The organism is Novipirellula galeiformis, from assembly GCF_007860095.1.
GTDB classification, from domain to species: domain Bacteria; phylum Planctomycetota; class Planctomycetia; order Pirellulales; family Pirellulaceae; genus Novipirellula; species Novipirellula galeiformis.
Window position 1 is genome coordinate 265,667 of sequence record NZ_SJPT01000008.1, and the last position, 21,859, is coordinate 287,525.

18 protein-coding genes are annotated in these 21,859 nt (G+C 55.7%); 11 read left to right on the top strand and 7 right to left on the bottom strand.

Annotated elements, in window-relative coordinates:
- Positions 1-197: 197 nt before the first annotated feature.
- Together Pla52o_RS20700 and Pla52o_RS20705 are read right to left on the bottom strand one after the other, a co-directional pair.
- Complete coding sequence (locus Pla52o_RS20700) at positions 198-2,366, bottom strand: serine/threonine-protein kinase (RefSeq protein WP_146596529.1); 2,169 nt, start codon at positions 2,364-2,366, stop codon at positions 198-200.
- 158 nt (positions 2,367-2,524) lie between these two features.
- On the bottom strand, positions 2,525-3,172 hold the full coding sequence (locus Pla52o_RS20705; RefSeq protein WP_146596530.1) for a sigma-70 family RNA polymerase sigma factor: 648 nt from the start codon (positions 3,170-3,172) through the stop codon (positions 2,525-2,527).
- A 168-nt stretch (positions 3,173-3,340) separates the two neighbouring features.
- Here Pla52o_RS20705 and Pla52o_RS20710 point away from each other — a divergent pair, with 168 nt between their 5' ends.
- Positions 3,341-4,159 (top strand): TlpA family protein disulfide reductase, encoded by an 819-nt coding sequence (locus Pla52o_RS20710; RefSeq protein WP_146596531.1) that lies wholly within the window; start codon positions 3,341-3,343, stop codon positions 4,157-4,159.
- A gap of 66 nt (positions 4,160-4,225) precedes the next feature.
- On the opposite strand, the gene Pla52o_RS20715 is transcribed toward Pla52o_RS20710, so the two are convergent.
- The gene (locus tag Pla52o_RS20715; RefSeq protein ID WP_146596532.1) at positions 4,226-5,089 is read right to left on the bottom strand and encodes a class I SAM-dependent methyltransferase; all 864 of its coding nucleotides are present in this window, start codon (positions 5,087-5,089) and stop codon (positions 4,226-4,228) included.
- Positions 5,090-5,478: 389 nt separating this feature from the next.
- Here Pla52o_RS20715 and Pla52o_RS20720 point away from each other — a divergent pair, with 389 nt between their 5' ends.
- Positions 5,479-6,363 carry a hypothetical protein gene (locus Pla52o_RS20720; RefSeq protein WP_146596533.1) on the top strand — a complete coding sequence of 295 codons (885 nt, stop codon included), beginning with the start codon at positions 5,479-5,481 and terminating at the stop codon, positions 6,361-6,363.
- A 20-nt stretch (positions 6,364-6,383) separates the two neighbouring features.
- Here Pla52o_RS20720 and Pla52o_RS20725 read toward each other — a convergent pair whose 3' ends face one another.
- Positions 6,384-7,436, bottom strand: a complete 1,053-nt coding sequence (locus Pla52o_RS20725; protein WP_231612518.1) for a BPSS1187 family protein — start codon at positions 7,434-7,436, stop codon at positions 6,384-6,386.
- Positions 7,437-7,501: 65 nt separating this feature from the next.
- A complete protein-coding gene (gene glgB, locus Pla52o_RS20730; RefSeq protein WP_146596534.1) occupies positions 7,502-9,502 on the bottom strand; it encodes a 1,4-alpha-glucan branching protein GlgB in 2,001 nt (666 codons plus the stop codon).
- Positions 9,503-9,907: 405 nt separating this feature from the next.
- Between glgB and Pla52o_RS20735 the strand changes: the two genes are divergently transcribed.
- Positions 9,908-10,840 carry an SRPBCC family protein gene (locus Pla52o_RS20735; RefSeq protein WP_197169398.1) on the top strand — a complete coding sequence of 311 codons (933 nt, stop codon included), beginning with the start codon at positions 9,908-9,910 and terminating at the stop codon, positions 10,838-10,840.
- Positions 10,841-10,885: 45 nt separating this feature from the next.
- On the opposite strand, the gene Pla52o_RS20740 is transcribed toward Pla52o_RS20735, so the two are convergent.
- Both Pla52o_RS20740 and Pla52o_RS20745 read right to left on the bottom strand, forming a co-directional pair.
- Complete coding sequence (locus tag Pla52o_RS20740) at positions 10,886-11,236, bottom strand: hypothetical protein (protein ID WP_146596536.1); 351 nt, start codon at positions 11,234-11,236, stop codon at positions 10,886-10,888.
- Between the two features lie 92 nt (positions 11,237-11,328).
- On the bottom strand, positions 11,329-11,766 hold the full coding sequence (locus tag Pla52o_RS20745) for a hypothetical protein (protein ID WP_146596537.1): 438 nt from the start codon (positions 11,764-11,766) through the stop codon (positions 11,329-11,331).
- 190 nt (positions 11,767-11,956) lie between these two features.
- Here Pla52o_RS20745 and Pla52o_RS20750 point away from each other — a divergent pair, with 190 nt between their 5' ends.
- From Pla52o_RS20750 to Pla52o_RS20785, 8 genes are all read left to right on the top strand, one after another.
- Positions 11,957-12,199 carry a ribbon-helix-helix domain-containing protein gene (locus Pla52o_RS20750; RefSeq protein ID WP_146596538.1) on the top strand — a complete coding sequence of 81 codons (243 nt, stop codon included), beginning with the start codon at positions 11,957-11,959 and terminating at the stop codon, positions 12,197-12,199.
- Positions 12,199-12,483 (top strand): type II toxin-antitoxin system RelE/ParE family toxin, encoded by a 285-nt coding sequence (locus Pla52o_RS20755; protein WP_231612519.1) that lies wholly within the window; start codon positions 12,199-12,201, stop codon positions 12,481-12,483. Before Pla52o_RS20750 ends, Pla52o_RS20755 begins: the two co-directional genes overlap by 1 nt.
- Positions 12,484-13,537: 1,054 nt before the next feature.
- The gene (locus tag Pla52o_RS20760; protein ID WP_146596539.1) at positions 13,538-14,551 is read left to right on the top strand and encodes a mechanosensitive ion channel family protein; all 1,014 of its coding nucleotides are present in this window, start codon (positions 13,538-13,540) and stop codon (positions 14,549-14,551) included.
- A gap of 209 nt (positions 14,552-14,760) precedes the next feature.
- Positions 14,761-15,486 carry a hypothetical protein gene (locus Pla52o_RS20765; RefSeq protein ID WP_146596540.1) on the top strand — a complete coding sequence of 242 codons (726 nt, stop codon included), beginning with the start codon at positions 14,761-14,763 and terminating at the stop codon, positions 15,484-15,486.
- A 117-nt stretch (positions 15,487-15,603) separates the two neighbouring features.
- Positions 15,604-17,187, top strand: coding sequence for a DUF4332 domain-containing protein (locus Pla52o_RS20770; RefSeq protein ID WP_146596541.1), 1,584 nt, complete (start codon positions 15,604-15,606; stop codon positions 17,185-17,187).
- A gap of 169 nt (positions 17,188-17,356) precedes the next feature.
- Positions 17,357-18,601, top strand: a complete 1,245-nt coding sequence (locus tag Pla52o_RS20775) for a Glu/Leu/Phe/Val family dehydrogenase (protein ID WP_146596542.1) — start codon at positions 17,357-17,359, stop codon at positions 18,599-18,601.
- Positions 18,602-18,810: 209 nt separating this feature from the next.
- Positions 18,811-19,539 (top strand): 1-(5-phosphoribosyl)-5-[(5-phosphoribosylamino)methylideneamino]imidazole-4-carboxamide isomerase, encoded by a 729-nt coding sequence (gene hisA, locus Pla52o_RS20780; protein ID WP_146596543.1) that lies wholly within the window; start codon positions 18,811-18,813, stop codon positions 19,537-19,539.
- A 38-nt stretch (positions 19,540-19,577) separates the two neighbouring features.
- Complete coding sequence (locus Pla52o_RS20785) at positions 19,578-21,599, top strand: prolyl oligopeptidase family serine peptidase (protein WP_146596544.1); 2,022 nt, start codon at positions 19,578-19,580, stop codon at positions 21,597-21,599.
- Positions 21,600-21,859 lie beyond the last annotated feature (260 nt).

Sequence of the window (21,859 nt, forward strand, 5' to 3'; positions counted from 1 at the left end):
TTTTTTCTCCCGCTCCACGTCCCCCCGGAAGGCGGTCGTGTGGTGAGCCATCACGATGGACGCCTAGTCGATTGTGTTTACCAGGCCGTATGGCTCAGGGTGGGGCGCACCGACGCCAAAGCGATTCAGCGTGAACCGTAGCGATAATGGCCGGAATCCGAGCCGGATCGGATCGGGTTGGCTGGCACGAGCTCGACTCAATCGGCCGTTTCGGTTGTTTCAAAGAATTGGCGGGCGGCGCGATGAAATGCGAGGCCCTGCCACTCGGCGGCGTGTTTGCGTGGGATCATCCCGATGCATAAGGTCGGCGGTTCGTACAACGTTTGCAGCGTTGCCGTGACCAATTCGGACGGAGTGTCGGTTCGGGCCGCCAGAAACGCCGTGGTTCCGACCGATGCAATGCCTTCGGCGGGGATATCGATTCCCGGATAATCGCGGGACTCAATTGTCATCGGACGTAGGGTTGGGTGTTGCAGCGAGATTTGGATGGGAGTCGGGATCGACATTAGTTGCCAGCGATGGTGACGGATTAAGTTTGCGACCAATGGGCTGCCCAATCCAATGCAGATCACAGCCACATCGGGCGCGGTATCGGATTGAAGATCTTCCCACGCCAAGACTTCGCGAACCGCCATCTCGGGAGTGATGTTGAGCGATTCGAAGACCATCTCGGTCGTCGCTCGCGATCCGCTTCCCAATGGGCCGACCGCGACGCGATGTCCATTGAGATCGCTGAGCGTGTTGACGTTCGCGTCCTGACGCACCAAGAAGTGCACGACTTCGAAAAACAAAGGGGCGACGACGCACAGCGGATCTCCGCTGATTGCCGAAGCCTGCACGGGCGCAAGGTGAACCTCGCCACGAAGTAGACGCGTTCGATTGTCGAGAGATCCGTTGCTGCTAGCGACCGCCGTGGTCACTTTGTATTTAGCCTGCAATCGCTTGGCAATCGAGTTCGATACCGTGTTGTAAACGCCGTTTTCGTGTCCGCCTGCGAACCGCACAATGCGGGGCATCGATTCTTTGTGTTGTTGCCAAAGCAGGGCAAGGCCGGTGGCGATAAAGGGAGTCATTAAGAGCAGGAGCAGCATCGCGGCTTGGAAGCGACGATGTGACAACGATGCGCTGACCATGCGTCGGCCCGAGACCGCAGCAACCAAGGGGACGCCTTCGAGCCAATGCCATATTCTCACGGGCATCGACCGCGGTCGTGCCGTGATGGGACGATCGTCAAGAAATGCATCGAGGTCGTCGGCGAGTTGTCCTGCGGATGCGTAGCGCTTCTGTGGATTTTTTTCTAAGCACTTCGCAATGATCGTCTCCAGATCGACCGGGGCATCCGAGCGAAACGAACGCACCGGAGGCGCCGGATTGTGAACGACGTCCAGCAACGTTTGCATGACAGTCTCTGCGGCGATCGGAGGTCGCCCGGTCAGACAGGCGAATAGGATCGCACCCATGGCGTACACATCGCTCTGACGATTCGCCCGGTCGCTGAGTCCGCCAGCCTGCTCGGGAGCCATGTAATGAGGCGTTCCCAGAGCGGCCCCCGTTCCCGTCACGCTGCTATCGCCATCCATATGTTTGGCTAAACCAAAGTCGGTCACATGGACTTGGTCTTGTTCGTCAATCAGGACGTTAGCCGGTTTTAGATCGCGATGCAGGACGCCCTTGTGATGAGCGTGGTCAATCGCGCGGGCCACATCACGAACGTAGCGTGCGGCTTGTTTAGGGTCCAGGCATTCTGCGTACAACTTGCGCTGCAAGTCGCTGCCACAAATGTACGCCATGGAAAAGAAATGATGTCCCGCGCGTTGACCAAATTGATAGACCGGAACGATACCGGGATGGTTCAATCTCGCTACCGCCTGGGCTTCGGTATAGAAACGTCGCACATCGGATTCATCGGCTAGCATGCCGCCGCGAATCATTTTGACCGCCACCATCCGGTTCAATTGTTTCTGATTTGCCAAATAGACAATGCCCATCCCTCCTTTGCCGAGGACGTGTTGCAGTTCGTAGTCGCCCAGGTCAAACGGCAGCGTCGGTCCAGGATCGTTCTTGGCGCGCGGGGCCATCGGCAGCGTGATGGCGGGGTCGACGTTGGATTGTTCTCCCTCGGCGAGGTTGAGAGCAACCGTTTTGGCGCCGTGGTCGGCGACCCGTTGGCTGCTAGATAACCCTGATGCCAAGGTCACTTGGCCAAGCAAGTCAGCCGCTTCCATCAACTGCTTTAATTGGTCTGCGACACCGGGAAACTGCTTTAAAAAATCTTCTCGGCTTGTTAATTCACCCGCATCACATGATCGCAGATAGGCCGCAAAGGCCTCGTCAACAGGATCTGCAGTAGGGTCGTTCTCAGCCATAGCGGGTCGTGGCGTGTGAGGGGATAAAGGAGAGAGGCGTGCGGTCGATTCTAACGCAGGCACAAGCCGAAGCCCCAGCGGGGCGCTGCAATTGCAAGGAGGGATCCGCAGGGGGAGCTTTCCTTTCCTAGCCCGTTACGTCTCCGTAACCCGCTTGTTTAGAGCCAGGGGCTCATGTCTTGGTCTAAAATCGTACGAAGTTTTTGTAGCCCTCGTTTCAGTAAACCAGCCACGGCGGTGTCGCTCTTGCCCATGCGTTCGACAATTTCGGCTAAAGGAAGGCCTTCCATATAACGCAGACGAATCGCTTCGGCTTGAGTCTCCGGCAATTCGTGAAGTGCTTCTAATAACGCGATCGTGGCTTCGTCGCGAATCGCAACCCCACTCGGGCTGGTCGTGCTGCCGGGAAGCTGTTGAATCCAGCCAGCGCCACCGGAATCGTTGGGGGAGGGCCGGTTTCCGTCGACCTCGCGCCGGAGCGATCGCTTTTGCGTGGTGACATGGCGTGTGACGGCGGTAGCGACATTGTTTTTCAAGACACCGCGTAGCCAACCCGAAAATTCGGCGGGGCTGGTGCCGCGAAAGGACGCCAAATCCCGTTTGGCTTCTAAAAAGGTCAACTGGACGATGTCCGCAGGATCAATGCGACGGCGCAATCGTTCCGACAGGAAGCGATGGGCTAACATCAATAGGTATCCTCGGTAACGCTCCAAAAGGAGTCCAAGCGCATCGTTGTTGCCCTCTTTTGAGGCAACGACGAGTTGAGTAGTTGATTCGAATCGCTCCACGCTCAGATCGCCTGTCATTCGTTCCTCGAAAACCTTTGCTGGAAGGCTGTACACGCAACGCATCGACGTCGGTACAATCAGTTTCTCGCCGCCAACATCGTGCTTCGCTGCTGCCGCATGTGCTTTGCATGCGGCATGCATGGTGGGCACACGGAACCTGATTATAGAAGAATGAAAGAACCTCGGATGGCCAAGAATCAATTAAACAGTTGCTTTTCGCATTCTCGACCCAATCGCTTGAATTTACTGGCGTTGGCGATGGGGTTTGCCATCGTCGGGTGTGGAGAAAAGGGGACCGAAACGCCCGCCGATGCACCGACGCAAACCTCGGCGGTGGCACCATCGGAACCACAAACGGTGACCGAGGGCGCGGCCGCGACCGATTCGGGCAAGTCGCAGCAGGCGTCCGAAGCGCCTGGGAGTCTGGAATTGCCTCCGGGCGATCTGCCTGCGGCGGAACCGAATTCACCATCCCCCAAAGGTAGCGGGGGGATGGAGATGCCCGACGTCCAAGTCAGTCGCAAGCCGCCTCTGCAATCTTCCGCAGAATCCGCTGCCTCGGAGGTGGTCTATGGATCGTTACAAGAGGTCCAGGATCGGGTTGCCAAGACGGGCAAGGTAACCATCGTCGACTTTTGGTCGCTGTCCTGCCAACCCTGTTTGGAAGAGTTCCCAGGCTTGGTTCGTTTGCAGAAGCAGTTTCCTGCGAAAGTTCAATGTTTCTCCGTCGATATTGATTTTGATGGCCGGAAATCGCGTCCTCCAAAGTACTACGAAGAACGCGTTGCCGCGTTTGTTAGCAGCGTCGGAGCGACGTTTCCCAACTACATCAGCAGCACCCCGAGCGACGAAATTTATGCCAAGTTAGAGCTCGATTCGATCCCGGCGGTCTTGATCTACGATGCCGAAGGCAAGTTGGTCAAAAAGTTTGTCGATGCCGGCGATACCGCAGGTTTCAGCTATGACGACGATGTCATTCCGTTTGTCAAACAAATGATGGAATAAGCGAATCAGCGTGAATGATCGTTGATCACGCGACGATCGAAATGTCGGTTCACAGCACCAACGCCCTCACGCGTTTGGCGGCAACCGTTCGAACACGTACTCATTACATCCCCAGCCGTTGCCCACCGTTTTCAACGCGTTCAGGACGAACCCCTTGCGGCGTAACGGCACGATGATGTCCTCGGGCTTTGCCACTTCAAAAGGTAGCCCGCCGATCCAATCCACCCAGTCGTGCCAAGGCGACATGCCGCGATCCTCTCGTTTAGCTCGCCAATCGTTGAGGGGTGACGGGTTTTGAAAACGAGCCAATCTCGCCAACGCGAATTTGGCTTCGTACCACGAGGCGACCGCGATTACCAAACCGGGACGCACCCATCCAGGTAAACGATGGTAAGTCTGTTTGATTCGCAACCATCGGCGACTCGCTCCCCCTTGGTCGTTGTAAATCGCTAGAAAGAATTGGCCGCGAGGCTTGGTCGAATCGGCCGCGATTTCAATCGCTCGATGCATCTCACCGGTGTGATGCAAGACGCCCCACGAGTAGACGATGTCAAACGCGCCGAGCGATTCGATCCACGGCCGGTCCAATACCGATCCTTGAATGATCTGCCAACTCGTTTGGTCGTTTGCAAATCGCCGCTTCAGCTCTTCCGTGCATCCGACGCTGTCGTGGTCATAGTCGAGCGAAACCACTTCGGCGCCGAGCCGGTGTGCGGCGAGCGAGAACAAGCCGCTACCGCTGCCGATATCCAATAGCCGTTTACCCGCCAAGGAGTCGGTGCCGAGCATTTCTCTCAGCGATTTTTCGGCTTGCGAAATGCGCTCGTCATCAAGGTTTTCGAGGAATGAACGCCAATTTTTTCCAAACCTAAAACGTGGCTGTTCTTCTTCGCTGATCGCAGGGGTCGGTGACACAGAAACGCCTAGCATCAAAAGAGGGGGGAAGTGGATGTCAGTACCTCACCCACCCCACCCCCCGAGGCTTGTTTTTCAGAGGCATGTTTTTAATGGAGGGAAGCGGGATGTCGTGATCTTAGGACGGGTGAGAAAGACGGGTAAAACAGTGGAAGTATTTATTGGGGGGGAGTGCTCAACAGCCTCGAGGCGGGTGGCATTCGCTATGTCATGGCTAAGCGTTACAGGCAGGCTACAGCGATCAGCACCTAGCTCCGACACAGGGCCTATCATCCTTCACCCCAACCCTCAAGTCGACACGTTCTTGGCCAAAAAGCCCGCGGGGAAGGCTTTGCTGGATCGATAGCAGTAGGGTTGGAGTCCGCCTCGAGTTGAGAGCACACTGAAGGAATATCAAGCAAACAATGCGTAAGTTTTTAGCGTTCATTTTGTTGGTCGTCGCCACATCCGCCGCGCGTGAGGTGGACGCCCAGAGCACCATTAGCCAATCGCCCTTTGAGCTGACCGCCAGCACTGGGGGGTGGGTTGCATCGCTTCCCGATTATCAACTTGGCACCAGCGCCAGTGGTGGATCGGCGTTTCGCGACAATCTCGATGACTTGGGAGGCATCGTGCGAATCGATGCCGTTCGTCGTGCCTTGGGGACACGGACAAGTTTCGAAGCCAATCTTTTCTATGCGTTTGCCGATTCATCGAGTGACGGACGTGTTGGCGACATCGATCTTCCCAATCCTTCGAGCGGCGCGAGTGTCGCGCTGACGGGGGCCTCGCCACGACTCCACAGCGATGTCCAGCACTACGGTGGCGATTTGGTGATCCGCGACACCTGGAAAACTCGCTTTGGGGGACTGTCCGCCGGGGTGGCGTACAGCTTGATGGCGTTCGACCAAGACTTTGATCTCGATAACGGCTCGCTACGTCTATTCAACGAAGAGCTCGATACTGATTTCCAAGGTGGAAAAGTGGTCACCGGTTGGGATGGGTATCTGTTCGGGCGTGCAAGTAATCTGAACTTGAATGTCGGAATCTACGATATGAACGCCGACTATCGGGCAACCCCGTCCGCCGTCCCCACCAGCTATCGCGAGGAACTTAGCAAGACCACCTACACGATCGAGACCGCCTTTACGACTCGCGGCCAACTTCGCGGCTACGGAGTGGGGGCGACCGTCGGTGTCACTTACTTTGCTGACATGCCCACGATCAATCACAACGTCGGCTCGGCAGCAACGCTCGGAACCGACGACGCGGTGACCGTGTCGCTGATGTTCGACATCCTGTTGCGGTAGGCGCAGGAGTCTCTTGGGGGCTACTGCGATTGCTCTTTGTTGCAATGGTTGTCCATCGCAGTGGCTTCGCCCACGACATCCACCGGATGCGTGTACAGATAACGCCAAACATCTTCGTGCATGAATTCGCCGGTTGCTTTATCTTTGTAAGCCCGGCTGCCTGGCTGAACGCTGCTGTGAGCGGCGTTGGCATTGCCGTTGACATCAAAGTCGGTGACCAGCCGACGGGTGTTTTCGTAAGGGAATTTTACTTTGTCGACATTCACGATCGGGCCAAACTTGTGCATCCCGATCAACTCCCAGCTACGGCAATAGTGGTCGGCGGTCCAGCCACCATCGAGCACATGCGAGAAACCAAAGTAGCGGTTCTCAGGTGTTGCCGAAGGTAACGCTTGCCACGATTGATGTTGGTCTCGTGGACCGCATAAGGCAACGACGCGGGCCACCTTGACCTGTTTGGCAAACCGCGCCGCGGTGGTGGAGCCGTGGGACGACCCGGAAATGATCACCTTGTCCCAACGAAGGTCCTTGCCGTCTTCGCTAAGGAATTGTTCCCACTTGCCTTGCGGATGTTTTTTGGCCAGCCATTTCACGTATTGATAAGCACGCTCCATCATCCCATCGGGCTTGGGAATCTCCACCTCGTCGCTAAAGTCTTCACCGGTTGCGGCTTCCAATCGAATGTCGCCACGGCAATGATCGCTGACGGGTTTTTCTTGACAACAAATGCTGAACCACTTGTTGGCGTAGTGGACTTGCATCGCGTGCAGTCCATAGCCATTCAGCCGATCGAAGAGACCGCGGTTTGCCCCCATTAACCAAATCACCAATTCGCCTCGTGGGGCAACCCGAGTGTCGACCGATGCAAATTGCAGGTCGGCAGGTTTGCCTTGATCCGATTCAAGCAAAAAGTTGATTTCCGGATGCGATTGGACTCGCGGGTCAATCTCGCTAGCACGCGTCGAAAATTTGTAGTGTTGAGGATTTGGGTCGTCAAATGATGGCGGTGCTGCCATCCCGGTCGAATAACAAACGAGAAAACTCAGGGACGCAGCGATGCAGCAAAGTCTCATAAAACGCCTTGAACAAAGGGAGGCAATGGAAGGATTGGGGAGGGGGCGACCGCAGCAGCCCGTTGTTATTGGGTCTCTAAGGCTAACATCATAATCGCAAGGGGCGGAATGTTTAGCTCTAAGCTGAACGGGCGACCGTGACTCGCTTGGTCGTGTGTTGTCAATGAACCGGGGTTCCCGATGTTGCTGCCGCCGTAGACCTCCGCATCGCTATTGAGGATTTCGACATAGTTTCCAGACTCGGGGACTCCGACACGGTAATGGGTATGGGGCGTGGGGGTGAAATTCGCTACCACGACGATGGATTGCTGCGCACGCGATGTTCGACAAAACGTGTAGATGCTTTTTGCGGCATCGTCCGCGGCGATCCATGAAAAGCCGGTGGGATCGCAATCGAGTTCATGCAGGGCAGGGTGATCTTTGTAAAACCGGTTGAGATCGGCGACAAAGTGTTGCAAGCCTTCGTGCGGCGGGTACTGTTGCAGGGTCCAGTCGAGTTCGCCGTCATATTTCCATTCCGACCACTGACCAAACTCGCACCCCATGAAGATCAATTTCTTGCCTGGAATCGCATATTGGTATCCATAAAGTAAACGCAGGTTGGCAAACTTTTGCCAATCATCCCCTGGCATCCCCGAGATCAGTGACCCTTTGCCGTGTACGACTTCGTCATGAGACAGCGGTAACATGAAGTTTTCGCTATAGGCATAGACCGAGCGAAAGGTCAGTTCGTTTTGGTGGTACTTGCGATGGATGGGATCGCGTTTGATGTATCGCAACGTGTCGTGCATCCACCCCATGTCCCACTTGAAACTAAAGCCCAATCCACCGCTATACACGGGCCGTGACACACCGCCATACGACGTCGACTCTTCGGCAAACGTCATCACGCCAGGGAAGTCGGCATGCAGATGCGTGTTCAATTCTTTCATGAAATGAATAGCATCGAAATTTTCGTTGCCACCAAAGCAATTGGGCACCCACTCGCCATCGTTGCGTGAATAATCCAAGTACAACATCGAAGCGACGGCATCGACTCGAAGCCCATCGATGTGATACTCCTTGAGCCAAAAACGAGCGTTTGCGTTCAGGAAATCACGGACTTCATGGCGTCCGTAATTGAAAATGTGGGTTTGCCAATCGGGATGGAAACCTTGCTTCGGGTCATCGTGCTCGTAAAGCCCCGTGCCATCGAATCTCGCCAAGCCATGCGAGTCGTACGGAAAGTGCGCAGGCACCCAGTCCATGATCACGCCAATGTCGTGTTGGTGACAATAGTCGACGAAATAACGAAACTCATCCGGTTCACCGAATCGGCTTGTCGGTGCGAAATAGCTCGTCACTTGATAGCCCCACGAACCGTCGTAGGGAAACTCGGCAATCGGCATCAATTCGATGTGCGTGAAGCCAAGCGATTGAACGTACTCGACTAACATTTCGGCGAGTTCGCGATAACTATGGTAGCGTCGTCCATCCCAAGGACGTTTCCAAGAGGGAAGATGAACTTCGTAAATCGACACCGGGCTGTGGAGTGCGTCAGTGTCGCTACGCTTCCGCATCCATTGGGCATCGGACCATTGGTATCGATCCAGGTCATAGACGATCGATGCTGTCGCCGGAGGATGTTCGGCGTAAAACGAAAAGGGGTCAGCCTTGTGGAGTAGCTCGCCTTGCTTGGTGCGGATTCCGTACTTGTAGCTCGTGCCATGGGTCACGCCCGGTACAAAGCCGCTCCAGATCCCCGAGTCGCTACCGGAGAGCCAATCCGAACCGTGTTGCCATCCGTTGCCATCGGTCAACACACTCACTTCGGTTGCGTTGGGGGCCCACACCGCAAAGCGTGTTCCCGCAACATTGTCTTGGGTCTCGAGGTGGGCGCCGAGCCAGTGGTAACGCTCATCCGCCGCCACGCTGGAGTGGGCGACATCAACGCGTTGTACTGTATCACCGCGTTGCACAGTATCACCGGGGTGCACTGTATCACCGGGGTGTGCGGTAGGGTTCGTTTTTGCACCGGCAGCGGCTGGGGAAGAGGTTTGGGCTTGGGGCGTTGGCTTTTGCGTCATTACGGGAACTCTCATGCAAAAAGAGGGTTGAGCGTCAGTGGGGCAGTGGGGATGAGTGACCGATTGTGGGGGCGAGTGCCCGGTTTCCTGGCGTCATGGGGATAGGCGTGTTCGATACCGACCCTCTTAAAATAACGTTTTCCGCAGCGTTGCATGTAAAGAAAATGACCCGCTTTTGGACGGTCGAGATTTCGCCGCCATTGCGAAAGGGGAGAGTTCTGGAGCGTTTTCTTTGCTTGATCCCCCGATCCATCTGGTCCGTGGTACGCTTGACGCACCTGGCCTCTGAGCATTTTGATTTGAGGTTGGGATGTTTGAGCATGAAATGCTCGGTTCCCTGTTAGAATATGCCGCCATGCTATGGCGGTCGGGCGTGTCACGTTTTTACCATCACAGAGTGTTACGATGCCTGCTTTTCATGTTTCTCGATCGCTTGAGATTGCATCGCCACCCGAGGTGGTTTTTGATTATGTCGCCGATTTTGGGAACTGGACGAAGTGGTCGCCTTGGCTTGGTATCGATCCCGATGCGGTGGTCACTGTGAGCTCCAATCCAAATTCCGTCGGTTCGATTTACCGCTGGAAGGGAGATCTCGTTGGCCAAGGAGAGGTCGAACACTTGCACCTGGAGCCCGCTTGCCGAATCGAAGAAGAGATTCGGTTTGTGAAGCCGTTCAAGTCGAAGTCGAAAGTTCGTTTCGTATTTGAACCGGCTCCATCAGGCACCGTTGTGAGTTGGCAGATGGATGGCAAGTTGCCGTGGTTCATGTTCTGGATGCGGTCGAGCATGGAGACCTACGTTGGCATGGACTACGATCGCGGGCTGAAAATGTTGCGTGAGCAACTCGAAACGGGCGAGGTGCTCTCGAAAACGGAAGTTCACGGGGTCGAGTCGGTTCCGCCAATCGATTTTTACGGGCTTAGTGATACTTGCCCTATTAGTGAAGTCGGTCCCGCGATGGATCGCATTTTCTCCAAGATCCAGATGCGGCTCACCGAGGTTGATGTTGCGATCGATGCTTCGATGCTGAGCGCGTATCATCCCTGCGATTTGAAGCAGCATGAATTTCGATTCACCAGCGGATATGCGGTTGGCGAAGACGAGGGGATGGCAGCGGGGTTAGCGCATTGTCATTTGCGGGGTGGCAGCGCGCTGCACGTCCGGCATATCGGCAGCTACGAGAATCTAGGCAATGCGTGGAGCGGTGCGTATCAGTACGCTCGCTACAAAAAACTGAAGGTGCTTCGCCAGGATGCCTATGAAATCTATCGAAATGATCCACACTCGACGCCACCATGCGATCGGATTACCGATATCTACCTGCCCGTCAAGTCGTAAGGCAAACAAGTCGTAGCGTAAAAAGGGGCATTCATTGTTGCCACGCTAGCGGCTCGTGATCAGCATCAGCAGCAACGGGAATACGACAAGAAAGAACCAGCCCATCATGGATACGACGATCGGCGGCGACTTTTTATCGATGAAGGGCCCGTGAATGAAGCCGGTGTAGTTGCCCCAATATTCAGGGAACCCGATGAATGACAGCGGCCACAAGAGCACGAGCACAAAGGCGAAGGTTCCGCTGTAAATGGAGATTCCCACGGCGATGACGATCGCGACGATCTTCGCCGAGGTGAACCGAAATCGTTCGGTCATCATGAAAGGGTAGATGACGAGGCCCGCTACGCAGAACACAAAGACCACGAACAGCGCCCACGGATTATCGATTTGGATCACGGCACGCGTGGACCTTGCTCGTGTAACGGGAGAGGCGGTTGATCGTGAGTCGAGTGAAAGTCGTTGCCAGCCAGAAAAGTGTACAAGCAGACTTAGTCAGAAATCGACGCCTTGGTGGGTGACGCTTTGTCCGTTGCTGCAAACTGCTCTTTGTTCAGCGACCTTGCCCTCCCATCCGCAAACGCAACGTAGCCACCCGATGTCGGTACGTCTCTGTGATACGCCAAAATCACCGACTCATTTCGTTGAAGGTCTTCCGCAATATTGTAAGACCAGATAACCACGTAATTACCTGATCGAAGCGAGGTCGTGCACTGCGACGACACCGTTGCGTTCCCCTGCAACCAACCAAATGGGGCTTCGAATTCGGCAAGCTCGTCGATGTGGGTCGGTGGTTCCCGATGCTCGCCCACGTACTGGTGATATTGTAGGACAATCGAGCCGAGATCTGCCTTAGCTTGCGCACTTTCCGCAGGCGGCTTCGTACAACCCGTCAACGTCAAAATCACGAATGCGGATATGACTCTCATGCTTCGGCCTCAACAAGCTGAACCCATCACGGGAGGTTTTTACGTCACCGCCCTGAACGAAGCGAGGATGCCCTGAACTAGATTTGATTGTATAATGACAGCGAGCCCGACACCACATCGAAGGTGTGCCCGCAGGGCCTTTGCGTAAAAACCATGTTGTGTGACCCGGCAGCCCCAGTTGGAGGAATCGATGAATGTACAACTTAGCCCCGATTCGATGCAATTCGTAGAGGGCTTGGTGGCGTCAGGACAGTTCGAATCTACAGAGGCCGCGGTTGCCGCGGGCGTGCAGTTATTGAAGAGTCAGCAGCTGTTGCGAGCGGAAATTCAAAAGGGAATTGATGAACTAGACGCGGGTCAGGGAATCGACGGAGATGTCGTGTTCAGCGAACTGCGAGAGCGCGCAAAGAAGGCGATGGAGTCAGCCGAGTAATGCCGAGGTTGATAATTGCACCGTCCGCGCAACAGGACTTGTCGGACATCTGCGATTACATCGCACGCGACAAACCCATTGCGGCGGCTAATTGGGTCGAGAAAATCGAAGCGAAGTGCAATCTCATCGCGACAACGCCAGAATTAGGAGAACGGCGGCCTGAGTACGGTCGCGACATTCGCAGTAGTGTGGTTGGTCGCTACGTAATATTCTTCAGGCCAATCAAGGACGGTATCCAGGTCGCACGAGTGATCGCCGGGGACCGCGACATCCGTTCACTCTAGGGTCACACAACGGAAGGTTTTTACGACACCGCTTCTCTCCAAAGCCAATAAGCGTCGCAACACAAAACAGTTTACCAAAAAGAAACCGCGTTGCCAAAGAGTCGGTGTCCGCGGCGTGGCAAACCAAAACGCGTCACCGAAATGGAGCAACATGCCAAACCAAACGAGTCTCCAACGACGAAGCCGCGGCCTTGCGTAAAAACCATGTTGTGCGACCGGAACCTGACGGAGCGAGTTAGCCCCAGAGTCGATATGCAGCGATCCCCAGTGCGAAAATCGCCGACAGATAGGCAAACATCGCGAGCATATCGAAGGCCTGATGGAACCCGCGGAGAAACCAGCGTCGTCCAGTAACTGTCCAAACGACAACCACCGTAAGGGCCGCAAGGATTAGCCAGATGTTGTGTCGGAAATAGCACAAAAGGCCCAACGATGTGATGGAAACGATGAAGAGGAACCACAGGGCAAGCGTCGATGGCCGCCAAGCATGCGCGGTTTCGATTGTAGGGCGCTCGGCCATCACTGTATTTACGCTAGGTCACACAACGAGGTTATGTACGACAGGGTGTCGTACTATACGGAGGCGAGGATCCACGTTGGAAGCTCGTCGTTTTTATTCACGGATTGTAATCGAGTTTCCGCATACCTACGTCACTTGTTGCTGCAAAATGTTCGGCAACCGAAATCCCTTTTGGCGGGTAAGTCGTTGCGGCGACGAAGTGGAGCTCGCTTGTTGTAAGGACAAGGTTGAGACTGGACTTTTGCCGGCATTGCCTGCACTCGAGGGTTGCTCCTGCTGACGTGGGAGGCCAGTGCGGCAATCTCGCTTGGTAACCTCTTGAAATACTCGGCGGTCGCAAACCGCCCAAGCTGCCAGCAGGGTGAAGCGGCAGGGTGAAGCAGCAGGGTGAAGCAGCGGCGGGAGGGCAAGTGGGTTCGTCTTTACTCGTAGGGGTGCCTTTTTATATACCTGTCGATTGCCGCAGAAGAACGGCAATGGGGACTTCGCCAGTGGAGGTCTCCTGCATTCGATGGGTTAAGAAAGGATTCCGCTATGGTTGAAGGCACTGAGACGATCGTTCCCGAGGGTACCGCTACCGCTCCCCGCGTCAGTTTTTCTGAAGCGACCGAGCAAGTGATTGGGAATTTGACCAGCGGCGAGGGGGACATGGTGAGCGTGGTGGATTACGCGACCCAACATTTAGCTCCCCAGTTGTTTCTCGCTGCGATCGGCTTGGGCATTGTCTTTATTGGCTACCTAGCGGCGAGTTACTTGTCGCGTGTGATCAGCAAACCAATCTGTCGACGTGTTGATGAAACGTTTGGCATCTTCGTTGGCAAAATCGTTTTCTACAGCATCATGTTTGGAGTGGTCGGAGCGGTCTTGTCCAAGATGGGGGCTCCGCTCGGTGGTTTAGCAGCGATGCTGACCGCGGCTGGTTTTGCTATCGGTTTGGCGTTTCAGGGAACCCTTAGCAATTTCGCGTCGGGTGTATTGATGTTGGTGTTTCGTCCCTTCAAAGTCGGCGACGTGGTCAACGCGGCTGGCGTGATGGGAAAAGTCAACGAAATCGATCTATTTACCACCACTTTAGACACGCCGGACAATCGCCGCATCATCGTTCCGAACAGTTCGATTTCGGGCGGAACGATTGAAAATATCAGCCACCATGCTCATCGGCGCGTCGAAGTTCCGGTCGGAGTGGCTTACGCGGCCGATATCGACATGACTCGTGCCGCATTGACTGCTGCGGTGATGACGTTCGAGAGTGAGTTCATTCCGGGCGAGAAACGCGGGTATGCCGTGATTATGAGCAATTTGGGGGCAAGTTCCGTCGATTGGCTGGTGCGAATGTGGGTTCCATCGAAAGACTTTTTCCGGCTCAAAGAATCCTTGACGGTCGAAATCAAGCGTCAACTTGATGCTCACGAGATCAGCATTCCGTTCCCACAACTCGATGTGCATCTGCGTCGTGACGAGGGGGACGAGGAAGTGCTCTTCCAACGTCCCCGCGTCCGCCCAATGCGGCGAAACGCAGCGGAACCCTCGTTTCCGCATGCGTCGTAGCGATCTGTCTGAAAATGGCCTAAATGCCCTCTGCGAAAAATTTTCGAATGCCCAACCCGGCGTCCGCAGAAGCGATTATGATGACCCCGACTTAAAGTGGTTCACATAATCATCCATCGCTGAATCGTTTCATTTCACACCCTAGCGACGCTCGTTAGGACGCTGGGGAAACATCGCGATTGGAACAGGGACGAGGGAGCTAGACGAGCATGTGGCACACCAGCCGGGGGGATCGGACGCTACGAGGCAGCGAAGCAACATTAGTGAGTCTTGCCATCGATACGATGATCGATGCGTTGTTGGTTCATTTGGATGACGAAGATGATGCCTCGATGGCGCCGGAATGCCAATCGGGGATCGCCGTTTATGATGCCTTGGCCGCGTCGCAACGAATCGGCCTGTTGCACGATGTTGCACGCTATCTGTTGACCGAGACGGAATCGGTCCTACCGTTGTCCGCCGCGACCGAAGCTGCGATTGCCGCGATCTATGTTGAAGTGCGTGATCAGGTGGCGATCGAGATTGATCTTTACAGCGAGAATGCCGAGGGCGATTGCTTTAACGACGGGGCGACTTGGCGAAATTTGGTGTTGGATGCCTATCAATTACTCTTTCGCGAGGCGGAACCGGGGCAGGATTTTTATCGCGAATCGGACGCCTGCTTCGACCCGTCCTGGCAACCCGAGCCTACGTCGGATGACCTTGAGCATTGGGAGACGTTAATCGAACGGTTGACCGATGCGGTGTTGTGGGATCGCGATTTCGAAATGGCCGATTCCTTCCTGGATGTTGATCCTGGGGTCTCGGATCGTCGTCGACGATTGCTGGGGATCGACGCCGATTATTTTACCTACGTGGCTCCCGATCCACGTCCCGAGCAAATGATGCGTTTGGTTTGGGATACACGCGACATCGTGCGTTCCAAACCGCGGTAACCGGCGTTCCACGTTAGATTCATCTTGCCACCGCCCGTGGAAAGTCGGCACACTAAGCTGACGTCCCCCCTTCCGCATCTTCGGGCCTGTGTTTGGTTACCCGCTTGAGTTGCCAAAATGATGAATCCGCTACGTTCCCTGTTGCGCGCTACCCATTGTCGTAGCACGCACCATTTCTTTGCGCTTGACGCATTGCCGTTGGTGGCTACCCAAAGCGGTGAACGTCTCAAGCGTCTGTTGCTTCGTTACCATCATCGCTATTTAGTCGGCGCGACCGATCCAGACGTCCGCTTTCGCGACTTCCAAAATCACGTCGTTCACGTGAACGAGGGCTATTGGGGCGGAGCGCCGCGCGTGGCCCACCAATGGTACGACCGCTTGCAAAAGTATCTACGTACCGATCGTTGGGCGGATGCTGCTCATGCCGCGGGGGTGTTGAGTCACTATTTCACTGATCCAATGCAACCCTTGCACACCGCGCATTGCGACCGCGAGCGCATTCTGCATCGACCCATCGAGTGGAGTATTCGAGAATCCTATCGCGAGATTCACCAGTCTTGGGTGGACAGCGATTTGAGCGTGGTTTTTCAGCTTTCCGATCGCCCCGGTTGGCTTGGCGAGGCGATTCTTCACGGTGCTCGCCATGCGAATCAAAAATACGAGCTGCTGGTCAATCATTACCATTTAGACAAAGCGGTGCGTCATCGCCAGTCGGGATTCGACGAGGTCACACGCGACGTGCTGGTCGAATTGTTCGGGATCTCGATTACCGGTTGGGCGCGAGTTCTCGAGCGAGTTGCCATGGATGCAGAACGTACACGCGGCGAGCGATTGCCCACGTTCTCTTCGCTGCAACCGTTGTTGACGGCCACGCTCAAAACTCCCTTGCATTGGTGGATCGGCCGCGTTGAATCGAACTTGCTTCACGACAAGGTTAAGTGTCTGTATGAAGAGGTCGAGCGGACGGGACAGTTGCGCCGGCATCTGCCGACCGAAGTCGATATCGTTCATCGCGTCACCCAAATTCATCGGGACGAGCAGCGCTGGAATGAGCAGCGAGAGCAACGGCTTGCTTCACGCCACACTGCGATCGGGGTGGTCAAGCCGACCTCAGGGGACAAGCCGGCCGAAGCAGATGCGGAGACGCCGGTGTCGCTTCCCTTCATCCCGCAACTAACGCCCGCACTTCACTCAACCGGCGAGGAGGTTGCTGGGCTGTCTCACGCCGCTGAGATGATCCATGCCCCGTCGATGGATCCCGAAACAACGAGTCGACTAAGCGAGCTTGGGATTCGATCGGTCGCAGACTTTTTGGCGGCTTCGCCGCAGGACGTGGCCGCTCGTTGGGGCTCCGATTCGATCTCAAGCGAAACCGTTGCCTTGTGGCAGACTCAAGCAACGCTGATGTGCGAAGTGCCTGGGTTGCGTCACTGCGACGCACAATTGTTAGCCGGAATTGGCTGCAGCGGGGCGGATGATTTGGCGGCGTTTGTCTCGGATCAAAATGGTTGGGATGAAAATCGTTTGCACGCGTTCTACGTCGCGCTTTTGCAATACGCGGAAAGTTCGGCCGGGCGTCGTTATTTGTGCGACGATCCGGTTCCGTCACCCGCCGCCTTGTTAGGCTGGGTGCAACGAGTCAGGGAACAACGGGCGTTGTCTCCGCGGGGGCGTCAGAGGCCACATCGGGCTGCGGCGTAAGGGGGGACACGGTTTCGCTCGTCCCCCACGGGAGGAGTCAGCCTCCGACGGGGTGGGGCTCCCCATCACGAAGTGCTTCGAACGTGGTATCCTGAGCGGCGGATGGAATTGTTGATCATTCATTTAGCGATTAGAGGTGCATCCTCTAACACGCGAAGGAGACAGGCGGATGCGAGCGTTCGAGGCGACGCAAATCTTTTTTAATGCTGCTGCGGATCATCTCAGTATCGAACCGTCGTTGCGTGAGACGTTGTTGATGCCCAGCCGCGAGGTCCAGGTTCAAGTGACGATTGAACGCGACGATGGTAGTTTGGGGAACTACGTCGGCTTTCGCGTCCAACACAACAACAGCCGGGGGCCGATGAAGGGCGGTTTGCGTTACCATCCGCAGGTCGATCTAGACGAGGTGCGGGCGTTGGCCAGTTTGATGACCTGGAAAACAGCGGTCGTCGATTTGCCCTACGGGGGCGCCAAAGGTGGCATCGGGGTCGACCCTTCGAAAATGTCCAAGCGTGAAATCGAGCGACTCACGCGCGCCTTTGTGGACCAGATCCATGACATCGTCGGACCGGATACCGATATCCCGGCACCCGACATGGGGACCGATCACCAAGTCATGTCATGGTTTCGTAACCAGTGGGAAAAGTACCACGGTTTCAACCCTGCCGTGATTACGGGAAAGCCGGTCGAAGAGTACGGCGCCCGTGGACGTGAAGAGGCAACCGGACGTGGGGTCGGAGCGTTAACGGTCAAGTTGACCAAGCGACTCGGGCTCAAACCGGAAGCGGCGAAAACCGCTATTCAAGGCTTCGGAAACGTCGGCACCCATGCAGCTAAATTTTTGCAGGAGGCTCAGTTTCCGATCATCGCGGTGAGCGATTTGACCGGCACCTATTACGATCCCAATGGATTGAATATTTCGGAAGTGCTGCGGCACAAGTTGAATCATCCCAAGGGGCTGCTCGAAGGCTATCCTCACTGCGATTGTTTGCCGGTGGATGCGCTGATGAGTTTGCCCGACGTGAAAGTCTTGATCCCCGCGGCGCTGGGCGGTGTGATCACCGCAAAGAACGTGGACGGCATTCAGGCTTCGATCATTGTCGAAGCGGCCAATGGGCCGATCGATCCCGAGGCTGATGCGGTGTTACAAAAGAAAGGCGTGACCATCCTGCCTGACATTTTGGCGAACGCAGGGGGAGTGACGGTCAGTTATTTCGAATGGGTCCAGAACCGCCAACACTACCGTTGGACGCTCGATCGTGTCCGCCAGGAACTCGATCACACCATGAGCGAAGCGTTCGAACACGTCTGGCAAACCGCACAGCAGAACAACGTCTCGTTGCGCATCGCGGCTTATATGATCGGGATCAAGCGTGTCCGCCGAGCGGCCGAGTTGGCCGGGCTGGCCTCGTAGCCTCAACGCGATCGAGCCGCTCCTAGCGGCTCGGAACCCCACTCAAACTTTGCAACTCGCTCCCGCCACACCAAGGCGAACCGGTCGATCGAATCATCCGGCCGACTCGCGTGCTTAAGTGGCGACGGGCCAAACGCTCCCTGCAAAATTAGCTTTCAAAACGCTTCGAGCGTGACTGATCATTTTTTTTTACTCATAAGGATTTAACGTTGGAAATTTGGCCTGCCATTGATCTCCGCCACGGCAAACCCGTTCGGCTCAAACAGGGTGATTACGATCGCCAAACCGTCTTCGGTGACGACCCCGTCGAGTTCGCAAAACGATGGCAAGATGCCGGGGCGAAACGATTGCACTTGGTGGACCTCGATGCCGCCCGGGGCGACGACCCCCAACCCAACCGCGAAGCGGCGAAGCGGATCGTTCAAGCCACCGGATTGCCGTGTCAGCTCGGGGGCGGCGTTCGTGATGAAGCGACCATTGAACTGTTGCTCTCCGTTGGGCTCGCTCGTTTGGTGGTCGGCTCTCAAGCTTTGAAGCAGCCCGAGTGGTTCGCCTCGATGTGCGATCGCTATCCCGGCAAATTGGCCGCGGGAATCGATGCCCGCGATGGCATGGTCGCGACCGATGGTTGGTTGGAAACCAGCACGACCCCCGCGATCGAGTTGGCCCAAGATCTGCGTGAGCGAACGAGCAATATTGCCGCGATCATTTACACGGACATCGCCCGTGATGGGATGATGAGTGGCCCGAACTTTGCGGGGCTTGCCGAAATGGCCTCGGCGACCGACATCCCGCTTGTCGCGAGCGGAGGCGTGACGACGCTCGAGGATGTACGTCAGCTTGTCGAGATGAAGATGCCCGCAGCGATCATCGGGCGGTCCTTGTACGACGGAGCCATGAAGTTAGAAGACGTGGTGGAAATCGCCAGCGATCATTAGCAACGATATGAGTTAGCAACGATAGGTAGGTGCGTCGGATGAGCCGTCTTGGTTTGAAGCTGCTGGTTCCCGTTTTTGTGTTGTTCTTCATCAGCCAGTGGCAGGCTGTGGCAGACGCACAAGGCTACAAGCAATTGCCTCCGGCTGGGATTGAAATCAATCCTGCTGTCAAACGCGAATTGGCGGCTCGAGTCGCTCAGTTAGAAAAGGAAGTCGAGGTATTCGCTGCGACCTCGACCGAGTCGTCGCGTTGGGTTCCCGATATTCTGGTGCTCACCCGCGCGGTGCGTCTGGCGATCAATCAAGATCGTTTTTACCGCAAATCCGAAACCGCCGACGCCGCCAAACTACTGGACGAAGCGAGTCGCCGGTTGACTGCCGTGAAAGCAGGAACTCAAGGCTTGCTGCTCTTGGGGTTGGCGGCAGAAAGCGTCGACAAGCCGCAATTGTTGGTCGGCGGATTTGTTTCCGAAATCGATGACTCCGTCCAACCTTATGGCTTGGTGATCCCTGCGGGGTTCCAGCTGAGGATGACCACGCCGTACCGCGTGGATGTGTGGTTACACGGTCGCGGCGATGCCAAGACGGAGATTGCGTTTTTGACCGAGCGAATGAGCAAGCTGGGCACCTACGCGCCTGACGATACGATCGTGCTGCACCCCTTCGGTCGGCATTGCAATGCGTTCAAGTTCGCCGGGGAAACGGACGTCTATGAAGCGATTAGCCACACCCAGCGGATTGTCCCCGTGGACCCCCAACGGATCGCCATTCGTGGCTTCTCGATGGGCGGTGCGGGGGCTTGGCACTTGGCCGTTCACGATCCGACTCGCTGGTTTGCCGCTAATCCGGGCGCGGGGTTTGTCGATTCGATCGTCTATCAAGGTTGGGACAAAAAGCCACCTTTTGAATTTGATCCCACGCGTCAAAAGCTGTTGCGTTGGTACGACGTCTTACCTTGGGTCACCAACTTGCAAAACACCCACACGATCGCGTACAGCGGGGAAGTCGATAAGCAAAGACAGGCCGCCGATCGTGTTGTCGCTGCGGCTCAGGAGGCTGGGTTTGAATTCCCTTACGTGATCGGTGCCAAGATGGGGCACAAGGTGGATGACAACTCGATCGTCGAAATCGATCGGCAACTAGCCGGCATTGCATCGGAACCCAAATCAGCGCCCCGTAAACAGATCGATTTTGTCACCTACACCACCAAGTATTCCACCGCGGATTGGTTGCGGGTCACCGGGTTGGTTGAGCATTGGACCGCGGGCCGAGTGAAAGCCCGAATCGTCGCCCAGGATCGCTTGGTGGTACACACCGAGGGAGTGACGCATTTAGAATTCGATTTTCGCCAATCGGCGTGGCCCACTGGATCACGTGATGTCGATTTGATCATCGATGGAGGGCGATTTTTGGTGCCGGACCTTAGTGATTCACCGGGGTGGCAATGCCAATTGGTGCGGACCCATGGCGAGTGGAACATCGATATTGCCGATCCCAAGCGGCTGAGGAAACGTCCTGGCATGCAAGGCCCGATCGATGATGCGTTCTGTGATCGATTTCTGTTTGTGTTGCCGACTCGCCCAGCGACGCACGGGGAAGTGCAACGTTGGGTCAATCGCGAGCAACTTTACGCTCAACGGCGATGGCGTGAATTGATGCGTGGCGACGTTCGCGTGGTCAAGGATGTCGATCTCAGCGAAGAGCAAATCAAGAATAACCATCTGATCTGCTTCGGCGATTTCGCGAGCAATCGGTACCTGCGTGAAATCCGAAGCGAGTTGCCGATCGAGTGGACCAAGGAAACATTGAAGGTTGGGGATCAGGTGTTTGATCCGGCGACCCACGCGGTCGCGTTCTGTTATCCCAATCCCAAAAACGCTGGCAAGTATGTGGTGGTCAATAGCGGGATGACGTTCCGAGAATTTTCCAACGTCAGCAATTCGCGTCAAATCGCGATGCTTCCCGATTGGGCGGTCATCGACGTGCAAGCCGAAGATGACAGTATCTTCCCAGGCAAAATCGCTGCCGAAGGATTCTTCGACGAGGCCTGGGGGCTCTAACTCTTGATCCAACACATCTCATGACGAATGGTTTTCGATCCTATCCCGATGGGGGTGGAGGAGATTCGAGCAATTTTAAAATTGACGTGGGATCCAAGCCGTAGCTGCGTTCGCAAGATCGTGGTCCACCGTCTGGCGACACGAGCTACATCAAAATTGATGTGGGATGATTGGCCGGTGGGAACCGGCCCTACGATTAAAATCCCTCTCGGGATTGAGCTAAAAAAATTGGATGCCAGAGTCGAAGTCTCTGCGCACAA

What these genes read in the sequence shown, in the direction of transcription:
- Pla52o_RS20700 (WP_146596529.1), bottom strand. Translation starts at nt 2,366, where the DNA reads ATGGCTGAGAACGACCCTACTGCAGATCCTGTTGACGAGGCCTTTGCG.
- Pla52o_RS20705 (WP_146596530.1), bottom strand. Translation starts at nt 3,172, where the DNA reads ATGACAGGCGATCTGAGCGTGGAGCGATTCGAATCAACTACTCAACTC.
- Pla52o_RS20710 (WP_146596531.1), top strand. Translation starts at nt 3,341, where the DNA reads ATGGCCAAGAATCAATTAAACAGTTGCTTTTCGCATTCTCGACCCAAT.
- Pla52o_RS20715 (WP_146596532.1), bottom strand. Translation starts at nt 5,089, where the DNA reads ATGCTAGGCGTTTCTGTGTCACCGACCCCTGCGATCAGCGAAGAAGAA.
- Pla52o_RS20720 (WP_146596533.1), top strand. Translation starts at nt 5,479, where the DNA reads ATGCGTAAGTTTTTAGCGTTCATTTTGTTGGTCGTCGCCACATCCGCC.
- Pla52o_RS20725 (WP_231612518.1), bottom strand. Translation starts at nt 7,436, where the DNA reads ATGAGACTTTGCTGCATCGCTGCGTCCCTGAGTTTTCTCGTTTGTTAT.
- glgB (WP_146596534.1), bottom strand. Translation starts at nt 9,502, where the DNA reads ATGACGCAAAAGCCAACGCCCCAAGCCCAAACCTCTTCCCCAGCCGCT.
- Pla52o_RS20735 (WP_197169398.1), top strand. Translation starts at nt 9,908, where the DNA reads ATGCCTGCTTTTCATGTTTCTCGATCGCTTGAGATTGCATCGCCACCC.
- Pla52o_RS20745 (WP_146596537.1), bottom strand. Translation starts at nt 11,766, where the DNA reads ATGAGAGTCATATCCGCATTCGTGATTTTGACGTTGACGGGTTGTACG.
- Pla52o_RS20750 (WP_146596538.1), top strand. Translation starts at nt 11,957, where the DNA reads ATGAATGTACAACTTAGCCCCGATTCGATGCAATTCGTAGAGGGCTTG.
- Pla52o_RS20755 (WP_231612519.1), top strand. Translation starts at nt 12,199, where the DNA reads ATGCCGAGGTTGATAATTGCACCGTCCGCGCAACAGGACTTGTCGGAC.
- Pla52o_RS20760 (WP_146596539.1), top strand. Translation starts at nt 13,538, where the DNA reads ATGGTTGAAGGCACTGAGACGATCGTTCCCGAGGGTACCGCTACCGCT.
- Pla52o_RS20765 (WP_146596540.1), top strand. Translation starts at nt 14,761, where the DNA reads ATGTGGCACACCAGCCGGGGGGATCGGACGCTACGAGGCAGCGAAGCA.
- Pla52o_RS20770 (WP_146596541.1), top strand. Translation starts at nt 15,604, where the DNA reads ATGATGAATCCGCTACGTTCCCTGTTGCGCGCTACCCATTGTCGTAGC.
- Pla52o_RS20775 (WP_146596542.1), top strand. Translation starts at nt 17,357, where the DNA reads ATGCGAGCGTTCGAGGCGACGCAAATCTTTTTTAATGCTGCTGCGGAT.
- Pla52o_RS20785 (WP_146596544.1), top strand. Translation starts at nt 19,578, where the DNA reads ATGAGCCGTCTTGGTTTGAAGCTGCTGGTTCCCGTTTTTGTGTTGTTC.